16 protein-coding genes are annotated in these 19081 nt (G+C 32.7%); all 16 read left to right on the forward strand.

Translation table 11 applies throughout. The features are described from left to right. Window positions 1–203 precede the first annotated feature (203 nt). The 16 genes from HMPREF2542_RS05865 (at window position 204) to HMPREF2542_RS05940 (ending at window position 18863) form a co-directional block, all read left to right on the forward strand. Window positions 204–689 (forward strand): acyl-CoA thioesterase, encoded by a 486-nt coding sequence (locus HMPREF2542_RS05865; protein WP_058669644.1) that lies wholly within the window; start codon window positions 204–206, stop codon window positions 687–689. A 327-nt stretch (window positions 690–1016) separates the two neighbouring features. Next, entirely contained in the window at window positions 1017–1712 is a 696-nt protein-coding gene (locus tag HMPREF2542_RS05870) for a glycosyltransferase family 2 protein (protein ID WP_049477213.1), read from the forward strand. A gap of 7 nt (window positions 1713–1719) precedes the next feature. Further along, a complete protein-coding gene (locus HMPREF2542_RS05875) occupies window positions 1720–2061 on the forward strand; it encodes a DUF2304 domain-containing protein (protein WP_049477212.1) in 342 nt (113 codons plus the stop codon). Then, window positions 2045–3328 (forward strand): lipopolysaccharide biosynthesis protein, encoded by a 1284-nt coding sequence (locus tag HMPREF2542_RS05880; protein ID WP_058669643.1) that lies wholly within the window; start codon window positions 2045–2047, stop codon window positions 3326–3328. The genes HMPREF2542_RS05875 and HMPREF2542_RS05880 overlap by 17 nt, the downstream gene beginning before the upstream one ends. After that, window positions 3318–4322, forward strand: coding sequence for a glycosyltransferase family 2 protein (locus HMPREF2542_RS05885; RefSeq protein WP_058669642.1), 1005 nt, complete (start codon window positions 3318–3320; stop codon window positions 4320–4322). Before HMPREF2542_RS05880 ends, HMPREF2542_RS05885 begins: the two co-directional genes overlap by 11 nt. A 42-nt stretch (window positions 4323–4364) precedes the next feature. Continuing rightward, entirely contained in the window at window positions 4365–5909 is a 1545-nt protein-coding gene (locus tag HMPREF2542_RS05890; RefSeq protein ID WP_049477209.1) for a DUF2142 domain-containing protein, read from the forward strand. A gap of 25 nt (window positions 5910–5934) precedes the next feature. Then, window positions 5935–6585 (forward strand): excalibur calcium-binding domain-containing protein, encoded by a 651-nt coding sequence (locus HMPREF2542_RS05895; protein WP_058669641.1) that lies wholly within the window; start codon window positions 5935–5937, stop codon window positions 6583–6585. Window positions 6586–6687: 102 nt separating this feature from the next. Then, window positions 6688–7614, forward strand: coding sequence for a glycosyltransferase family 2 protein (locus HMPREF2542_RS05900; protein ID WP_058669640.1), 927 nt, complete (start codon window positions 6688–6690; stop codon window positions 7612–7614). Between the two features lie 74 nt (window positions 7615–7688). After that, on the forward strand, window positions 7689–8540 hold the full coding sequence (rfbD, locus tag HMPREF2542_RS05905) for a dTDP-4-dehydrorhamnose reductase (RefSeq protein WP_058669639.1): 852 nt from the start codon (window positions 7689–7691) through the stop codon (window positions 8538–8540). Between the two features lie 102 nt (window positions 8541–8642). Continuing rightward, the gene (gene cps2T / locus HMPREF2542_RS05910) at window positions 8643–9791 is read left to right on the forward strand and encodes a beta 1-4 rhamnosyltransferase Cps2T (protein ID WP_058669638.1); all 1149 of its coding nucleotides are present in this window, start codon (window positions 8643–8645) and stop codon (window positions 9789–9791) included. Then, the gene (locus HMPREF2542_RS05915; protein ID WP_058669637.1) at window positions 9788–10723 is read left to right on the forward strand and encodes a glycosyltransferase family 2 protein; all 936 of its coding nucleotides are present in this window, start codon (window positions 9788–9790) and stop codon (window positions 10721–10723) included. The genes cps2T and HMPREF2542_RS05915 overlap by 4 nt, the downstream gene beginning before the upstream one ends. 2 nt (window positions 10724–10725) lie before the next feature. After that, window positions 10726–11532: an ABC transporter permease gene (locus HMPREF2542_RS05920; protein WP_083278803.1), complete on the forward strand. Its 807-nt coding sequence runs from the start codon at window positions 10726–10728 to the stop codon at window positions 11530–11532. Then, window positions 11532–12752 (forward strand): ABC transporter ATP-binding protein, encoded by a 1221-nt coding sequence (locus HMPREF2542_RS05925; protein WP_058669635.1) that lies wholly within the window; start codon window positions 11532–11534, stop codon window positions 12750–12752. The genes HMPREF2542_RS05920 and HMPREF2542_RS05925 overlap by 1 nt, the downstream gene beginning before the upstream one ends. A gap of 25 nt (window positions 12753–12777) precedes the next feature. Continuing rightward, a complete protein-coding gene (locus HMPREF2542_RS05930) occupies window positions 12778–14529 on the forward strand; it encodes a glycosyltransferase family 4 protein (protein ID WP_058670388.1) in 1752 nt (583 codons plus the stop codon). Then, window positions 14526–16286, forward strand: a complete 1761-nt coding sequence (locus HMPREF2542_RS05935; protein WP_058669634.1) for a rhamnan synthesis F family protein — start codon at window positions 14526–14528, stop codon at window positions 16284–16286. Before HMPREF2542_RS05930 ends, HMPREF2542_RS05935 begins: the two co-directional genes overlap by 4 nt. Before the next feature lie 114 nt (window positions 16287–16400). Then, window positions 16401–18863 carry an alkaline phosphatase family protein gene (locus HMPREF2542_RS05940; protein ID WP_058669633.1) on the forward strand — a complete coding sequence of 821 codons (2463 nt, stop codon included), beginning with the start codon at window positions 16401–16403 and terminating at the stop codon, window positions 18861–18863. Window positions 18864–19081: the final 218 nt, after the last annotated feature.

The raw sequence follows: 19081 nt of genomic DNA on the forward strand, positions 1-19081 counted from the left end.
TCAAGTCTAAATTTTTAGCACTCTCATTCAGACTAAACGAACTGAATATTTTCAAGCTGAGCCTTTCTCACGCCACTTTTCTATAAATTCTGCTTAGACGAATGATTAAAATATTTTGAATCTACTTCGTATTTACTCTTCATAAAAAGATTGATATAATAGCTTTGGAAGCGCTTAAAAATTCAATTTAAAAAGGAGATTAAATGACTTTAGAAACAAAAAACATTGCCATTCAAGATACTTATGGCGATCGATTCCAACATTGTTGGGGATGTGGTCCTAAAAATGAGTCAGGCTTGCATTTAAAAACTTATCCTAGTCTTGATGGAACAAGCTGTATTAGTAAGATAACACCAGCTCGCCAGTATACTGGTGGTGTTCCAGTTAATCTATTTGGTGGCATGATTGCCATGATTTTTGATTGTCACGGTACCGCTTCAGCAGCTTGGTTTGCCCATCAAAATAAGGGGTTAGATTTGACAGAAAAAACGGTGATTAGACGATTTATTACAGCTCGATTGGAAGTAGATTATAAAAGTCCAACACCTATTGATGAGGAAATTACGGTTGTCTCTCGACTTGAAGAATTGGGTGAAAGAAAAGTCATTGTGACAATGGAGATGATAGTAGCGGATCAGGTACGTGCCAAAGCAAAAATGGTAGCAGTAGCAGTGAAAGATAATATGTAACGGATTTTCCCTTGGTTCATTATACCAAGGGATTATTTTGATTATTTAAAAAATCTCTTTGATATTAAATTAATAGTAAACATCTCAGTTAAAACGATGAAGAAATGACAATAAAGCTTTAGAAACGATGGATTTCATCGCAAAAATATTTAACCAGCATTTAGTCTATGTAAAATTTGTTTTTTTAATGCGGAATTTTTGGTATAAAATAAAAGTATCTTGATTTATAGAATTGAGAATTTCTTGTTTCTTTTATGGAAATAGTAGAAAATGCCGTGTGGATATAGTATAATGGGGTTATATAATTTTTAAGGAGAATGAGAATAAGTGAAATCTTCGGATTTATTGATTATTATCCCTGCCTACAATGAAGAAGGCTCTATCGAAAATGTTGTAAAAAATATTATCTTGAATTATTCACAATATGATTATGTGATTATCAATGACGGATCAAAGGATAGAACATCAGCTATTTGCCATGTAAACGGTTATAATATTGTGGATTTGCCGGTCAATTTAGGATTGGCAGGTGCATTTCAAACAGGACTTCAATATGCTTATGAGCAAGGATATAAAAAGGCAGTGCAGTTCGATGCGGATGGGCAACATTTGCCTGAATATATCTCAGTTTTAGAAGAGAAAATGGATGAAGGCTACGAAATGGTTATCGGATCTCGCTTTGTGACAGAAAAGCGCGAAACGTCTCTACGGATGATGGGGAATATTCTCATTAGCGCAGCCATTAAATTAACCACAGGAAAGACAATCAATGATCCAACTTCTGGTATGCGGATGTTTTCTGAAGGACTTATCAAAGAATTTGCTCTCAATATCAATTATGGACCTGAGCCAGATACCGTCTCATATCTAATTCGCCATGGTGTGAAAGTGGCAGAAGCCCAAGTACGAATGGAAGAGAGGCAAGCTGGTGAGAGTTATCTGACACTTTCTCGCTCTATTCAATATATGACGCACATGTTTGTATCTATCTTGATTATTCAGAATTTCAGAAAGAGAGGGTAGACATTAAATGACTATTTGGTTTCAAATTGTATTGATTTTTGTCTCTATTATGACTTGTGCCTTTATTTTACGTAGCATTCGAAAATCACAAGTTCAAATCAACGATGCTATATTTTGGGTATTTTTCTCTTTAATTTTATTAGTATTTAGCATTTTCCCAAGTCTAGCAGAAACTATCGCAAGTGCATTAGGAATTGTATCAGCAGTCAATTTTATCTTTTTATTTGTCATTTTCTTATTGCTCATCAATCAATTCCAACTCACTCTTAGATTATCTAAATTAGATACGAAATTTAAAAATTTAGTTCAAACAATCGCACTGAGGGAGAAAGATGAAAATAAAAACTAATCCTTCTGCTAAAGAGATTTATTTTTGGAATTTACTGGGGAATTTAGCAGCTTCAGGAGTTTCTGTTCTTTATCTACTAATTGTAACAAGATTAACTTCTGCTAAAGTAGCAGACCAATTTAGCTTAGCTAATTCCATTGGGACTCTTTGGATTGTTATTGGATTGTTTCAAGTCAGAAATTATCAAGGAACGGATGTGAGTCAAAAGCATTCTTTTATAGGGTATTTTCAAACTAGGTTGATAACAATTCTAGCAATGCTGGTCACATTGTATCCCTATTTATATATTATAGGAGAAGGCCGTTATTCTTTTGAAACGATTTTATTGACATTTTTAATGATTTTTTATCGTATGTGGGATGCGGTGTCTGATTTATTTCAAGGCTTATTTCAACAAAGAGAACGTATGGATATAGCTGGGAAAACAATGTTTTACCGTTATTCCACTAGTGCAGTTATTTTATTTCTTAGTATCTTGCTTTCCAAGTCTGTGATTGTAGGTCTATTTTCTTTAGTCATTTGGAATGGCTTGGTGATCATTTTTTATGAAACCAGTTTTCTTAAGTATTTTGAAACGATTCATTGGAAAGAACTCTTTTCTAGCAATTACAAAAAAGATATAAAAGATATTTTTCTGGCTTGTTGGCCATTATTTGTAAATGGATTTATTTTATTGTATATTTTAAATGAACCTAAAATTATTATTGAAAAAGGCTTAAATCAAGGAGTTTTACAGACTGGCATGCAACGTGATTTTAATATTCTTTTTATGCCTGTTTTTTTTATGAGTCTCATCATTTTAATGGTGAGACCCTTAATAACCCAAATGGCTATTTTGTGGAATAGAGAAAAGTATGCAGAATTTTCTCTAATTGTTAAAAAGCTCTTGTTTTATTTATTCATAGGTGGTATAGCCATTACGATAGTGGTTTACTTCATAGGTACTCCAATTCTTAGTTTAGTATTTGGAGTGGCATTATCACAATACACTCTTCCTTTTGCAATTCTAATCTTTGCGGGAGTTCTATATGCCTTAGCCATTGTTTTTGAAAATATTCTAACCATTATTCGAAAGCAACACTTATTAGTAGGTTTATATATTGTTTTATTAGTTATTACTAAATTGGTAACGGAACTATTTATTTATCGTTATCATATGTTCGGTGCAGCACTCAGCTTTTTGATTGTTATGACCGCTTATTTAGTCGGTATTTTTGGTATTTATATGGTAGTTGGGAGAAGAAAAGGAAATAAGGATGAAATATGATTTAACTGTCATTATTCCCGTTTATAATACAGAAAAATATTTAAGAAGATGCTTAGATAGTATTGTCAATCAAGACAATTTAGAAAAATGTGCGCTACGTGTTATCTGTGTTAATGACGGGAGTACGGACCATTCGGAAGAGATTATTAAGGAATATGCTGCAAAATATCCATTTATCGAATTGTTTTCAAAGGAAAATGGAGGAGTGTCAGATGCAAGAAACTATGGATTAAATCAAGTTTTTGATAGTGAATATACCACTTTTATTGATCCGGATGATTGTATATATCCTAATTATTTAACAGAGTTTTTGTCAGCAAAAGGAAATGATGTTATTTATTTTGATTTTGATTTAATTGATAGTGATGAGAAATTGATGAAACATTTAAATGTCAATCCTTTCTTTAATGATAATAGTAAAGATTCAGATAATAATATTCGTTCATTCATGCTAACAAAACACGCTTCTTGGACTAGAATTTACAAGTCACATTTTTTTGATTCCAATTATTTTCCAAAAGGGAAAATTTATGAAGATGTTGCCTTAATGCCCTATATGACTTCAAAGTGCTCTAGTATTTCTTACATAAAAAAATATTTATATCGATATACAGTTGATACTTCTGGATCAATTATGAATTCAAGCAAGTCAAATATTTTTGATATCTATGATGCTTTAAAATATCTGTTTGCTTTGTTTGGTGATAATTTTGATAGCTATAAAGAAGAGTTACAATATTTAGCCTTGGAGCATCTATGCATTGGTCATACCTACAGACTATTAAAATATCCGGCAGTGAAAAAGCAAGATTTCAAAGATATCATTCTCTTTATGGAAAAGTATTTTGGAAAAAACTGGGAGACGAATAAATATATCAAACAAGGTGTACAAAAAGTGAACATTCACTCTAAATTAGCCTACATTGTCCCACTGTTTTTAAAAGTGTTGAAGAATGAATGGTTTGGGTTACTAATGTTAGCGAGAAAGCGCTAATATTCTATTTAAAATAAAAGAAGATTGGAGAAATGAGTAATTGTGATAAAGAAGTCTACTAATTGGTTATTTACGTTCAATATAAAAGACTGGTTTTATTCTTTTGTATTGAATATAACAAAACGCTGGAAATATTTATTGGGATTATGGGGGATATTATTCCTTACTTATTTTTATTTAGGTGGTTCAACGGCTACCATTCCAAGAACTTTATTGCTTATAACAGGCCTGGTATTTAGCATAACTATCTGTTTACCTGGAAAATTACATAATAAGGTATTTTTGAGTATTCTTTTTTCGGGAGGACTTTTTGTTATTTTAACTCCCGTTTTGGATGTTCCTGATGAGACTGCTCATTACTCAAGAGCTTTGTATATATCAGAAGCACATCTCTATCTACCCAAAAAGTCTTCAGAGTTTAGAGTTTCTAAGGATGCCGTAGAAGCTGAAAAAGCATTTAAAAAACCATTAATCCATTCAGGGTTAGATAGAGTTAGAACTTCTTCAAAAACTGCACGTTATCCTAAATTTTTAGCAACAAATGCTTCTTCGTTTATTCCTTATCTGCCTCAAGTATTTGGTTTGATAATTTCTAAGATTTTAGGATTGAGTGTTCTATCTTCAATCATTTTAGGACGTTTATGTAATCTTCTTGTTTATGCATTTTTAATTAGATTAGCTATAAAAAAAGCTAAGGGGAAAGAATTATTGTTTGCAAGTTTAGGGATGCTACCAATGAGTGTATATTTAGCATCTTCTTTTAGCACAGATGGCATGGTGAATGGGCTTCTCTTCCTAATTATTGCTTTATTTTGTGAGTATATTCAAAAAGATAAGGTTTCCGTATCAAATATCCTTTTATTTGCAATATTGTGTTTAATAATGGCTACCATGAAATTGCCTTATGTATTATTGGTAGGACTGTTATTATTTATACCAAGAAAGAAATTACCAGATAAGTATGCTTATATATTTATTATTGGATTAATCTTGTTAGTAGGAATTTTAAGTTTCTTTTGGTTACGTTTATCTAGTAATATTAATATGAATCAGGTAACTTCTAATGTAAATCCAGTTGAAAAGATTAAATACACATTAGAGCATATGAGTGAATTTACAAGAATGATTGTGCAAGAGTGGGTGAATTTAATTCCAAATAAAATCCCCTCCCTATTTACATTTGGTTGGTTAACCTATGGTTTAGGAAATTTACTATGGTTCTATTTAATATTTATCAGTTGTGTCATATTTATGATACCTCAATATAATCCTTTACCTAAAATTAGTAAATATGGAACTTTTTTAGTCGGGATTGGAGTTACGTTTGGCATTTTAATGACGGCTTATTTAATGTGGGGAAAAGTTAATGAAATTGCTATTCAAGGTGTTCAAGGGAGATATTTTACTGGGGTTATTTTACTTTTAGGTTTAACGTTTAATAATATTAAACTATTTGTGCCAGTATATCCGACACTCTCTTCAGAAGAAGAGGAGAAAAGAGATACCTTTGTTTTATTTATTGCATTGGTCTTTATAATGATGTCTGTCGTATTAACAGTACTTCAATATTATGGTTTTAAAATTTAATAGCTAAAGATAGGAGTGATTTTAAATGAAAAAAGCACTAAGCGGTTTTGTTTTCTTAACATTAATAATGTTGTTGGGAATTGAAAAGGCAAAGGCTGATAATGAAGGTTTAGAAATGTACCGTCTGTATAATCCAAATAGTGGCGAACATTTTTATACAGCGAATTGGAATGAAAAAGAAATGCTTTCAAGAGTTGGCTGGCGTTATGAGGGGAGAGGCTGGATTGCTTCCTTGAAAGGACAGGATGTATATAGAATGTACAACCCTAATGCTGGCGATCACCATTATACTTTGAATGCTAATGAAAGAGATTTCCTTATTAAGTCAGGATGGAAATATGAGGGAGTAGCTTGGAAATCTTCCGGTCAGTATCCATTGTATAGATTTTATAATCCAAATGCTAGAGCGGGTAGTCATCATTACACATTATCTGAAGCAGAAAAAGTGCATTTAACTCATGTTGGTTGGCGTTATGAAGGCATTAGTTGGTATGCTGTTGGGTTAGGGGCTCCAATTTCTCATCAATCGTCTTCTAATTCAGGAAATATAGCGAATCCGGATATATATCCAAATTGTGAAGCTGCCCGAAGAGCCGGTGTAACTCCTATTTATCGTGGACAGCCTGGTTATAGTAGTAAATTGGATAGAGACGGAGATGGGGTTGCTTGTGAATAGTTAGCAAATCATTTATTTTAAATATCCCTTTTAAAGTTGGGCTTTGTTCCTAACTTTTTTATTTTTGTGTTAGAATATATTTAATGATATAAGGAGGCTAAAATGACAATCTCAATCATTATCCCTTGTTTTAACGAGGAAGAGTCGCTTCCGTTGTTTTATGCGGAAATGGAAAAAATTAAATCTCAGATAAATGATCATTTTGAATATATCTTTGTCAATGACGGCTCAAAAGATAGAACTTTATCTATTTTACGAGAGCTCAGTCAGAAAAATAATAGTGTTCGTTATCTTTCTTTTTCGAGAAATTTTGGGAAAGAAGCAGCTCTGTATGCAGGTCTCAAATATGCAACTGGTGATTTAGTGACTGTCATGGATGCGGATTTGCAAGACCCACCTGCATTATTGATTCAAATGAAAAATATGCTAGATGAAAATGCTGAATTGGATTGCGTAGGAACGCGTCGTATAACACGCGAGGGAGAACCTCTGATTCGTAGTTTTTTTGCGAAGATGTTTTATAAATTGATTAATAAAATTAGCCAAGTTGAGATGGTAGATGGAGCGCGTGATTTCCGTCTCATGCGTCGACAAATGGTAGATGCTGTTTTAGAGGTTTCTGAGTATAATCGTTTTTCCAAAGGGATTTTTGCTTGGGTTGGATTTAAAACAAAATATTTGGAATATAAGAACGTGGAGCGAGTTGCAGGAAAAACCAGTTGGAATTTCTGGCAATTATTGAATTATTCTCTAGAAGGGATTATAAACTTTTCAGATGCTCCTTTGACAATAGCTTTTTGGGGAGGTATTGTTGCCTGCTTATTGGCATTTTTCCTTATCATTATTGTCATTATTCGTACCTTGATTTTTGGGGATCCTACAGCTGGCTGGCCTTCTATGGTTTCGATTATTCTTTTTCTAGGTGGTTTTCAGTTGTTGACAATTGGCATTCTTGGTAAGTATATTGGGAAAATTTTTATGGAAACCAAAAAAAGGCCAATTTATGTTATTAAAGAAAAGAGCGAGTAGAAAAACCAGATTTTTTCTGCTTTTTTTGATATAATAAATTCATTGAATGTTTATTGTTCAGAAAGGAATTTCAGATGATTTTAATTACAGGAGCTAACGGACAACTTGGGACAGAACTTCGTTATCTTTTAGATGAACGCAATGAAGAGTATGTGGCAGTTGACGTGACAGAAATGGATATTACCAATGCCGAAATGGTAGAGAAGGTTTTTGCAGAAGTGAAGCCAAGTTTGGTTTATCACTGCGCTGCCTATACAGCTGTAGACGCAGCAGAAGACGAAGGTAAAGAACTGGACTATGTCATCAATGTGACCGGGACAGAGAATGTCGCAAGAGCGGCAGAAGCCCATGGAGCAACACTTGTTTACATCTCTACAGACTATGTCTTTGCTGGAGATAAGCCAGTTGGGCAAGAATGGGAAGTAGATGATCGACCAGATCCTCAAACAGAATATGGTCGCACGAAGCGTATGGGAGAGGAGTTGGTTGAAAAATATTCTAGCCGTTTCTACATTATCCGCACAGCTTGGGTTTTTGGAAATTATGGAAAGAACTTCGTTTTTACCATGCAGAATTTAGCCAAAACACATAAAACCCTGACGGTTGTTAATGACCAGCATGGTCGTCCAACTTGGACGCGAACGTTGGCTGAATTTATGACTTACTTAGCAGAAAATCAAAAAGAATTTGGTTATTACCATTTGTCAAATGATGCTATAGAAGATACGACTTGGTATGATTTTGCAGTAGAAATTTTAAAAGATACAGATGTTGAAGTTTTACCAGTAGATTCTAGTAAATTTCCAGCGAAAGCGAAGCGACCATTCAATTCTACTATGAGCCTAGCTAAAGCTAAGGCAACCGGCTTTGTCATTCCAACTTGGCAAGCTGCCCTCAAGGAATTTTATAAACAAGGGAAGAAATAAGGTAGAAGCAGCCGAAAGGTTGCTTTTCTATTTTATGTTACACAAACGATTTATAAAGTGATATAATAGATTAGATTGCAAAATCTTGAAATGAGGAAAATCATGCAACATGTATTCATTATTGGAAGTCGTGGTCTTCCTGCAAAGTACGGTGGATTTGAGACTTTTGTAGAAAATTTGGTTGAACATCAAATTTCATCACAGATTCAGTATCATGTGGCTTGTTTATCAGATGATGAAGCTTATCATCATTTTGATTACAAAGGCGTAGATTGTTTTACGATTAAAGCACCAAAACTTGGTCCAGCTCGCGTTATTGCCTATGATATGATGGCAATTAACTATGCTTTGAAGTTAGTGAAAAATCAAAAAATTGATCAACCGATTTTTTATATTTTAGGGAATACAATTGGAGCTTTTATCGCACCTTTTGCTCGAAAAATTCATCATGCTGGTGGTGTCTTGTATATCAATCCTGATGGACTTGAATGGAAACGAGCTAAGTGGTCCAAGTCCGTTCAAAATTACCTTAGATATTCTGAGAAAATGATGACTAAACATGCCGATTTAGTCATTTCGGACAATCAAGGAATTGAAACCTATATCAAAAAGTCCTATCCATGGTCTAAAACGACTTTTATCGCTTATGGAACAGATTTGCGCTTGTCGTCTTTAACTGTTCAAGATGAAAAAGTCCGACACTTTTTTGATACATGGGCAAGTAAGGAAAAAAGCTATTATTTGATTGTTGGACGTTTTGTTCCAGAAAATAACTATGAAATTATCATTCGTGAGTTTATGAAGTCACAGACGCAACGAGATTTACTGATTGTCTGCAATCATCAAGGCAGTTCTTATTTTGAAGAACTACGACAAAAAACAAATTTTGACCAAGATGAACGGATTAAGTTTGTCGGTACTGTTTATGATCAAGAATTATTGAAGTATATTCGCAATCAAGCGTTTGCTTATATCCATGGTCATGAGGTCGGCGGCACCAATCCTGGACTGCTAGAGGCACTAGCTCAGACAAATTTGAATTTGGTCTTGGGTGTTGACTTCAACAAACAGGTGGCGAGAGAGACAGCCCTCTATTGGGATAAGAAAGAAGGCAGCCTAGTTGATCTCCTTCATCAGGTAGATAAACAGTCCGACTTTTCAGACCAAGGTCAAGCTGCGAAAGAAAACATGAAAGAACACTACACTTGGGAAAAAATTGTGGGTGAATACGAGGAATTATTTTTATCATGAAAGTGACTATTCTCATGTCCACCTACAATGGTGAGCGGTTTTTAGCAGAACAAATTGAGAGCATTAGGCAACAGACCTATACAGACTGGCAGCTGTTAATTCGAGATGACGGATCTAAGGACAGGACACGTGAGATTATTCAAGATTTTTGTCAAAAAGATAATCGCATTCATTTTGTCAATCCTGATAGCGTTGAAAATCTTGGTGTTATCAAAAGTTTCTTTCATCTTTTGAAACATCAAATGTCAGATGTCTACTTTTTTAGTGACCAGGATGATGTTTGGTTGCCTGAGAAAGTAGAAATGCAGCTAGAAGAAGCGATTAAATATGATGATAATCAGCCTTTACTGGTGTACACGGATTTAAAAGTTGTAGATCAAGAGTTAAATGTCGTACATGAAAGTATGATTCGTACACAGTCTGACCATGCAAACACGGAACTGCTCCAAGAATTAACAGAAAATACTGTTACAGGTGGCGTTTCGATGATTAATCAAGCTCTGGCTGACTTATGGACTGGGCAGGAGGAGTATGACTTACTCATGCACGACTGGTATTTGGCTTTGCTGGCAGCAGCCTTTGGCCACTTAGTCTATATAGATCGACCAAGTGAATTGTATCGGCAACATTCAAATAATGTTTTAGGTGCAAGAACACTCAGAAAACGAATGCAAAATTGGATTCGCCCGCATATCCTTTTTGCCAAGTATTGGAAATTGATTCAAGATAGCCAAGAACAAGCAAAGAATTTATTAGCCTTGCCTCTGACTACTCAAAATAAAGAAATGATTGAAAATTTTGTGACAATCATGGAAGTACCTTTGACAGAACGATATAAGCGTCTACGGAAATATGGTTTCCAAAAAAATCGTGCTTTCCATACTTTTGTCTTCACCACTTTGATTCTCACAAAATTTGCTTATAAGGAGTAATGATGGACTTATTTAGTCGAAAAAATATGATTCTCTTACGCGAGATGATTAAAACAGATTTTAAATTACGGTATCAAGGAAGTTTGATTGGGCATTTATGGTCCATTTTGAAACCTTTACTTTTGTTTACGATTATGTATTTAGTTTTTGTGCGATTTTTGAGATTTGATGATGGAACACCACACTATGCTATCGGTCTTTTAGTTGGTATGGTAACTTGGAATTTCTTTTCAGAAGCTACAAATATGGGGATGATGTCTATTGTTGCTCGTGGTGATTTGCTTCGAAAACTTAACTTTTCAAAAGAGATCATTGTTATTTCTTCAGTTGTTGGTGCAGCAATTAACTACTCTATTAATTTATTGGTTGTTTTCATCTTTGCTTTAGTTAATGGAGTAGCAGTATCAATGGGCTGGTTTACAGTTATTCCGTTATTTGTTGAATTGATTTTATTTTCAACAGGAATCGCTTTTATGTTAGCAACGTTATTTATTAAATATAGAGATATTGGTCCGATTTGGGAAGTAGTGATGCAAGCAGGAATGTATGCGACACCTATTATCTACTCTCTTACCTTTATTTTGCAACGTGGTCAAGTGACAATTGCAAAACTCATGATGTTAAATCCTTTGGCACAGATCATTCAAGATTTGCGGCACTATATTGTTTTTTCAGGAAGCATGCGTGGTTGGGATTTAATTGGTCATAAAGGTGTCGCTATGGTGTCCTACATTCTTCCTTTCTTTATCTTTGGAATTGGGTATTATATTTTCCACAAAAATGCTAAGAGATTCGCGGAGATTTTATAATGTCAGATAAAAAAATTGCAGTAAAAGTTGATCATGTCAGCAAGTATTTTAAACTTCCTACTGAAGCAACGCAAAGTTTACGTACCAATTTAGTCAATTATTTTAAGGGGATTAAAGGCTATACGGAACAACATGTTTTAAAAGATATTAACTTTGAGGTTGAGGAAGGTGATTTCTTTGGGATTGTGGGTCGTAATGGTTCAGGAAAGTCTACTCTTTTAAAAATCATTTCGCAAATTTATGTTCCTGAGAAAGGAAAAGTCACAGTCAATGGGAAAATGGTTTCCTTTATTGAACTTGGTGTTGGCTTTAATCCAGAATTAACTGGACGGGAAAATGTCTATATGAATGGTGCTATGCTTGGTTTTACAACAGAAGAAATTGATGCTATGTACGATGACATTGTTGATTTTGCTGAATTACATGAATTCATGAATCAAAAATTGAAGAATTATTCAAGCGGAATGCAGGTTCGTTTGGCATTTTCGGTCGCGATTAAAGCACAAGGTGATGTTCTTATTCTTGATGAAGTTCTTGCAGTCGGTGATGAAGCTTTCCAGAGAAAGTGTAACGATTATTTTTTAGAACGAAAAAAATCTGGGAAAACAACTATTCTTGTTACGCATGATATGGGCGCTGTTAAGAAATATTGTAATAAAGCTGTTTTGATTGAGGATGGCTTGATTAAGGCGATTGGAAATCCTGATGATGTTGCGAATCAGTATAGTTTTGATAACGCTATTCAACCAACGCAAGAGAAAGATACTGCTTCAGAGAAGAAAACGAAGCAAGCTGTATTGGTTGAGAACTTTGAAGTGAAATTGTTATCTCCAAATCAAGTAACGCCAGACGATGAATTGAAATTTGAATTTACCTTTAAACAACTCCAAAATATCGAAACCCATATTGCTATGTCATTTGTTGATATTAACACTAATTATGGATATTATAATGATAATTCTATGGATTTAAAAATTGATGGGACAGGCGAAAAGAAAGTCATCTATACATGTAAGCTTCCTTATTTAAACCATGCTCGTTTAAGATTAGAAGCAACAGTTCGTGATGCTGACAAACGTGTTTTAGCTTTTGCAGTATCTTCAAAAGCTCCAATCGTCTTTATTGAACGGAATGATATTCCAGAGGATGACGAATCTGCATTAGATTCTGCAACGGGCTTACTTGTTAGAAATGGAAGTTGGCAAGAATCGCACACATAAAACTTTACAAAGCGAGGGCTTAATTATGGTAAAGCGTATTTTATTTATCTCTCCAACTGGAACATTAGATAATGGAGCCGAAAAATCAATAACGAATTTAATGGTTTATTTATCTGAAATAGGCTATGATATTTATAATGTTTATCCTGAAAATGGGCACCCGACTCATACAAGTTATAAAAGCAAGCTGTCTAATGCCAATATTCACTTGTTTCCACTATCTACGATAAAATGGTGGTGGGAAGAAGCACCCGGTGAATTACTATTTTCTAGAGAAGAACGTATTGTTTTTTATCAAAAGAATATTAAAGAAATACGAGATATTATTGTTGAGCAAGATATTGATTTAGTTATTTCTAATACAGCCAATGTTTTTCAAGGAGCTGTAGCAGCGGCCTGTGAGGATATCCCACATTTTTGGCTTATCCATGAATTTCCAGAGAGAGAATTTCAATATTATGCAAAAAAAATGAAGTTTATTTTTGAGAATTCGGATAAAGTTTTTTCTGTACGGGGAAATCTAGCCCAAAAATTAGCTGAGTTAAATAACAATCCTGCTAATTTAGAAACATTTATTCCTTATACACAATTTACAACTGAAGCTTTGGCAGAGTCCAATCAAAGAAGAATCATTTCAATTGGTGTAATAAATGAAAATAAAAATCAAATTGAGCTTCTTAAAGCATATAAAAAACTTAGGCGCAATGATATTCCCCTAATTTTTATTGGTGATTGGCAAAAAGAGACAAAAGAAGAGTGTGATGCTTATATTGAAAAATATGAATTAACTAATGTCCAATTTTGGGGTTATAATGATCAACCATGGAAAAAAGTGACAAACTCAGATATTTGTGTATGCACCTCGAAATCTGAATCCTTTTCTCTTGTTTTTGTTGAATCTATTTTAAGAGGAGTTCCTACAATAGTTTCAAATAATGATGGCTATAAATCAGCTAAAGAATATTTTCATAGCGGTACGACATATCAGTTGGGAAATATCGACTCATTGGCTGATAAGATGGCAGACTTTCTTGAAAATTTCGATATAAATAAGAATAATGCAGTTCTTGCAAGCGAGAGAGCTAAACAGCTTTATACGCTTGATAAGTGTTATGATAGTTTACTTGCAAATATAGCATCCCTTTCAACAAGAACAGAAAAATCCCTACAAGCTCTTAGCTCCTTGTTAGGAGAAACATTGCCAAATCATTCCATATTGAATATAAAGAAGCAGCCTATTACGATTTTTTATGCACGAGCAGATGAAGAATTTTCAGAAACAAATAGTCTGAAATTTCCATTACAATATGCAGATGAGATTTATTTTCAGATTCCATATGAAGCGGCTAAATTGAGAGTTGATTTATCTGAGGTTCCCAATTATTATAAAAACGTTAGTCTAAAAACTTACCATAAGCAGACAGAAGTGGAAGTTACTTTTACAAATGGACTTTTGCTTTCTAATGAATTACTTTTCGGGAAAAATGATCCTCAGCTTCATTATCAGATTGATGCTGTTGGTGATTCAGAATTTCTTTTTTCGTATGAAATGAAAGATATTTTTGACCCTATGAAAGAAGGTTCAGTTTTGACTGAACTATCAGAGGCGAATGGACTTAACCAGAAATTGCTGGATAACATTACGGATTTGGAAGAACACATTCAACAGTTAGAATATAACTATCAAAAATTAGTTCATGAACACAATGTAGTTATAGGAAGCCGACGTTGGATAATTCCCACTAAAATTATTAACTTTTTTAGGAGAAGACAATGAAACGATTATTAATTTATGTTCATTTTAATAAATACGATCATATCAGTCGACATGTATTTTACCAAATTGAACATATGCGGCCTTTATTTGAAAAGCTTGTTTTTATTTCAAATAGCAAGTTAAGTCTATCTGAAGTAGAAAAACTTCGTGAAAAAAAGTTAATTGATGAATTTATTCAACGTGAAAATACTGGTTATGATTTTGGAGCATGGCATGATGGTATGGCTTTAGTTGGTTTTGATGAGTTGAAAGAATACGATTCAATTACTGTGATGAACGATACTTGTTTTGGTCCACTTTGGGATATGGAACCTATTTATCAAAAGTATGAGTCTGATTCAGAAGTAGACTTTTGGGGAATGACGAATCATCAGGAAGTGAAACAAAGAAATCTGTTCATTAATGAGCATCTTCAATCTTATTTTATTTCTTTTAAAAATAGACTAATTCAGTCAACTGTATTTCAAAAGTTCTGGCAATCGGTTGAAAATTATATAGATGTACAAAAGGTTATTGATAATTATGAAACCCAGTACACCAAGAAATTTGTAGATGCAGGTTTTAAATATCAGACAATTTTGAATACGATTCCTTTAAAAGATGACTTTTTCCATAGTAACTTCACAATTCATTATCCGCATGTTTTGTTGGAAAACCATGTTCCTTTTATTAAGATAAAAACATTTGATTTGACTCAACATTTAGCTCCTTACTTACTGAAAGCAATTGAACAGGTATCAGATTATCCAATAGAATTTATTTTATCTCATATGTCTGATATGAGTTTACCAACACCTCCATATTTGCTTGATAGAAAAGTATTAAAAGATAATCAACTTCAGTATTCAAATCAAAAAAAAGTGGCGGTGCATCTCCATACTTATTATGTGGATCTGTTGGAAGAATTTTTAATGGCTTTTGAAAATTTTCATTTTACTTATGATTTATTTTTAACAACAGATTCTGAGAAAAAGAAAGTAGAAATTGAGAAGATTTTAACAGAACACGGTAAAGCAGGTAAAGTTTATATTACTGGAAATCGCGGTCGTGATGTTATTCCAATGTTGAGACTCAAAAAAGAACTATCAAAATATGATTATATTGGTCATTTTCATACGAAAAAATCTCCAGAGTATCCGCATTGGGTAGGAGATTCATGGAGAAATGAACTTTTTGATATGTTAATCAAACCGGCGGATAAAGTTATAGCTAGTTTGGAAAATGATGAACGGTTAGGTTTAGTTATTGCTGATATTCCAACTTTTTTCCGTTATACAAAGATTGTTGATCCGTGGAACGAAAATAAATTTGCAGATGATATGAATTTACTCTGGGAACGAATGAATATTAAACGGTCTATAGATTTCAATCAATTAAATACATTTATCATGAGTTATGGAACCTTTATTTGGTTCAAATATGATGCTCTAAAGCCTTTATTTGATTTGAATTTGCAAGATGCTGATATTCCAGCAGAACCATTGCCTCAACATACCATTCTACATTCCATTGAGCGAATTTTAGTTTATTTAGCTTGGTCTCAACGTTATGACTATGCAATCTCTAAAAATGAGATTTATATCACTCCTTTTGTGGACAATACCGTTTTAAATATTCGTCCAGATACCTTACCAAATACCTATATAAATTTTGACAATATTGGTGGTATTAAAGGCGCTCTGAAATATATCTATCGTGGACCAGGGAGTGCTATTAAATATTTGCTGAGAAGATTAAAAAGAAGAATTATTTCTTGAAGCTTTTCACGTTGATTTTATCTTATAACAAACATTGAGGAAATTTCTTTATTAAAGACTACTTAGATTTGTTTTTTAGTAATTAAGATAAATCAATTTTATTGAGCAATCATTATGAAATTTTTAATTAAATATTATAGACAATTTAGTATATTGTTAATCAGCTTCTTATTTTTTAATGTAATAGGGGCTTGGTTAAATTTTATACTAGAAGAAAATAGAAGCAAGACAGTCAATTCTTATATGATACTGGGATTACTATGTGTATTGATAATCACAGTATGTTTGGGGTATATTGTATCAAAGCTCTTAAATAAAAAATTATATTTTTTTATATTATTTATTTATGTAGGATATTTAATTTTTTCTTATTTACTAGAAATATCCATACACTTAACTGTACCTTCTTATGATTTATGGGATTTTAAAACTAACCATTTATTGCAATTTAACTCTTTGATTTTTATTATTCCGACATTATTGATAGCAATTATTTTTAAATATACTCCAAAATTAAATAATATAAATTTTTTAGATAGTTTGGCAATTGATGAAAAAAATTATGATATTTTAGAAACATTCTTTTTATCACAAATATTATTGAATTTCATATTATTAGACAGTAAAACATTAGAGTTTCTTAAACAGAGCAGTTTTTTAAATAAATTTATTGTTAATAATAAATTTCAAATAACTGATTACTTTGCCTTTTCTTTAATAGGATTACTTGTTTATTTAACTATTTTACTTATCACTCCTAGTTTTTTCTCAGTAAAAGCAATAAAGGATATTTATAAAAATAAAGCTAGTTTTTCAGTTGCTAGTTTGTTAAGTTTACTGTTTGCAATTATTTTTAATTTTACAATACAAAATAGCATAAGAGGAGATGCAGAATTTCGCCTTTCAACAGGAGCAACACCGTTTCAAATTATTATTTTCTTTGTTACTTTTTTAATTATCTATCTAGTATTTAATCATTTTTTAATTTCTACTATATTTATTTTGCTAATTATTAGTGGGGTGACTATAGCGAGTAGCCTCAAATTTCAATTTCGTCAAGAACCGATATTACCTAGTGATATTGTTTGGTTAAAGGAACCTAAACTACTATTAGAATTTATTAATGGTTTTGCATATATAGTATATATTTTATTAGGGCTTTTTGTGATAGTAAGTTTGTATATTTTTTTCAGAAAAAAAGTATTGGCAAATAAGATTATACCAAATTATAAATATCGCTTATCTGTTTTGATGCTGACAGTAGTATTCTTAATGTCAATTGTGGGGATATTTACAAATAGAAAAGATGGTAAAATCCGAGAAAACATACCTATAATTTCTGTTCTTAATAACTATGAAGATTTGACTTGGTATGGAAACACGGTAAATGCTCGTTCGCGTTCACTTGCATTTGTATGGCTATCGCAACTATCAGATAGTACTATGTATAAGCCACAGGGTTATAGTGCCAAAAAAATTAAAGCAATTGAGCAAAAATATCAAAAAACTTCTCAAATTTTAAATGCAGAACGAACGAATAAGATAGAGGAACAAACAGTTGTTTATATATTGAGTGAAAGTTTTTCTGATCCTGCTCGTGTTGAAGGGGTTAAGCTTTCTCAAAACCCTATTTCAAATATTCAAGAAATTAAGAATCAAACTACAAGTGGCTTAATGAAATCAGATGGCTATGGTGGTGGAACAGCAAATATGGAGTTTCAATCGCTAACAGGTCTACCATTTTATAATTTGTCACCTAGTATTTCTGTTGCTTATACAGAAGTTGTTCCTAAAATGAATAAATTTCCTGTCATCAGTGACCAATTTGAATGCAAGAATCGCATTGCTATCCACTTGGCTGCTCCAACAAATTATTCTAGAAATGTTATTTATAAATCTTTAGGATATGCTAAATTTGTTAGTCTATTGACAAAAGGACTAGATGTTCATTATCAGGGAGTAAATTATAGTGATAGTTCCTCTTATCAGTTAATTCTTGATAATATGAAAGACAATCAAAACCAATTTTTCTCTGTTATGACGATGCAAAATCATTCTCCTTGGAAAGAAGAAGAACCAAATAATATTAAAGCTTCTAGTTCAAACTTCTCTAGCGAGGAAAACGACCAATTAAGTAACTATACTCGCTTATTGTATCATACGGACGTAGCCACAAAAGATTTTCTTGATCAACTTTCAAAAGTCAATAAGAAAGTTACAGTTGTTTTTTATGGAGATCATTTACCAGGGCTTTATCCACAGTCAGCTTTCAAAAATAATCCAGAGAGTCAATATTTAACAGACTATTTTGTGTGGAGTAATTATGAGACACCTAAATTGGACTATCCGATTGTAAATTCAAGTGACTTCACAGCTCTATTATTAGAACAAACCAATTCAAAAGTGTCACCTTATTATGCTTTATTAACAGAAGTTTTACACAAAGCAAGTGTTGATAAAAAAGATTTGGATGAGGAAGGGCGGCAAATTGCAGAAGACCTGAAACTTGTTCAATATGATATGGTGGCGGGTAAAGGCTATTTGTCAAAGAATTTTTTCAAAGTACATAGTGAATAAAAGTTGTAATATGTGGTTTTGGAATTACATCATTAGTTGGAAAAAGCCAACCATTATCAATCTCCATCTAAAATGGACGAAAATTATACTAGTTAATAAGACTTGACTCCTATGCACATAGAGGTCAAGTCTTTAATTTTTTATGGTCTGTCATAGTTATATGAATTCAGACAATCTCTAATTTGAATAGGTGTTTTCTCTGTACTGCAAGGTGGACA

The sequence above is a fragment of the Streptococcus sp. HMSC034B05 genome (genome assembly GCF_001809055.1).
Taxonomy (GTDB): Bacteria; Bacillota; Bacilli; order Lactobacillales; family Streptococcaceae; genus Streptococcus; species Streptococcus constellatus.

Coding starts and splice junctions, on each gene's coding strand:
- HMPREF2542_RS05865 (WP_058669644.1), top strand. CDS start 204: ATGACTTTAGAAACAAAAAACATTGCCATTCAAGATACTTATGGCGAT.
- HMPREF2542_RS05875 (WP_049477212.1), top strand. CDS start 1,720: ATGACTATTTGGTTTCAAATTGTATTGATTTTTGTCTCTATTATGACT.
- HMPREF2542_RS05880 (WP_058669643.1), top strand. CDS start 2,045: ATGAAAATAAAAACTAATCCTTCTGCTAAAGAGATTTATTTTTGGAAT.
- HMPREF2542_RS05885 (WP_058669642.1), top strand. CDS start 3,318: ATGAAATATGATTTAACTGTCATTATTCCCGTTTATAATACAGAAAAA.
- HMPREF2542_RS05895 (WP_058669641.1), top strand. CDS start 5,935: ATGAAAAAAGCACTAAGCGGTTTTGTTTTCTTAACATTAATAATGTTG.
- HMPREF2542_RS05900 (WP_058669640.1), top strand. CDS start 6,688: ATGACAATCTCAATCATTATCCCTTGTTTTAACGAGGAAGAGTCGCTT.
- rfbD (WP_058669639.1), top strand. CDS start 7,689: ATGATTTTAATTACAGGAGCTAACGGACAACTTGGGACAGAACTTCGT.
- cps2T (WP_058669638.1), top strand. CDS start 8,643: ATGCAACATGTATTCATTATTGGAAGTCGTGGTCTTCCTGCAAAGTAC.
- HMPREF2542_RS05915 (WP_058669637.1), top strand. CDS start 9,788: ATGAAAGTGACTATTCTCATGTCCACCTACAATGGTGAGCGGTTTTTA.
- HMPREF2542_RS05920 (WP_083278803.1), top strand. CDS start 10,726: ATGGACTTATTTAGTCGAAAAAATATGATTCTCTTACGCGAGATGATT.
- HMPREF2542_RS05925 (WP_058669635.1), top strand. CDS start 11,532: ATGTCAGATAAAAAAATTGCAGTAAAAGTTGATCATGTCAGCAAGTAT.
- HMPREF2542_RS05930 (WP_058670388.1), top strand. CDS start 12,778: ATGGTAAAGCGTATTTTATTTATCTCTCCAACTGGAACATTAGATAAT.
- HMPREF2542_RS05935 (WP_058669634.1), top strand. CDS start 14,526: ATGAAACGATTATTAATTTATGTTCATTTTAATAAATACGATCATATC.
- HMPREF2542_RS05940 (WP_058669633.1), top strand. CDS start 16,401: ATGAAATTTTTAATTAAATATTATAGACAATTTAGTATATTGTTAATC.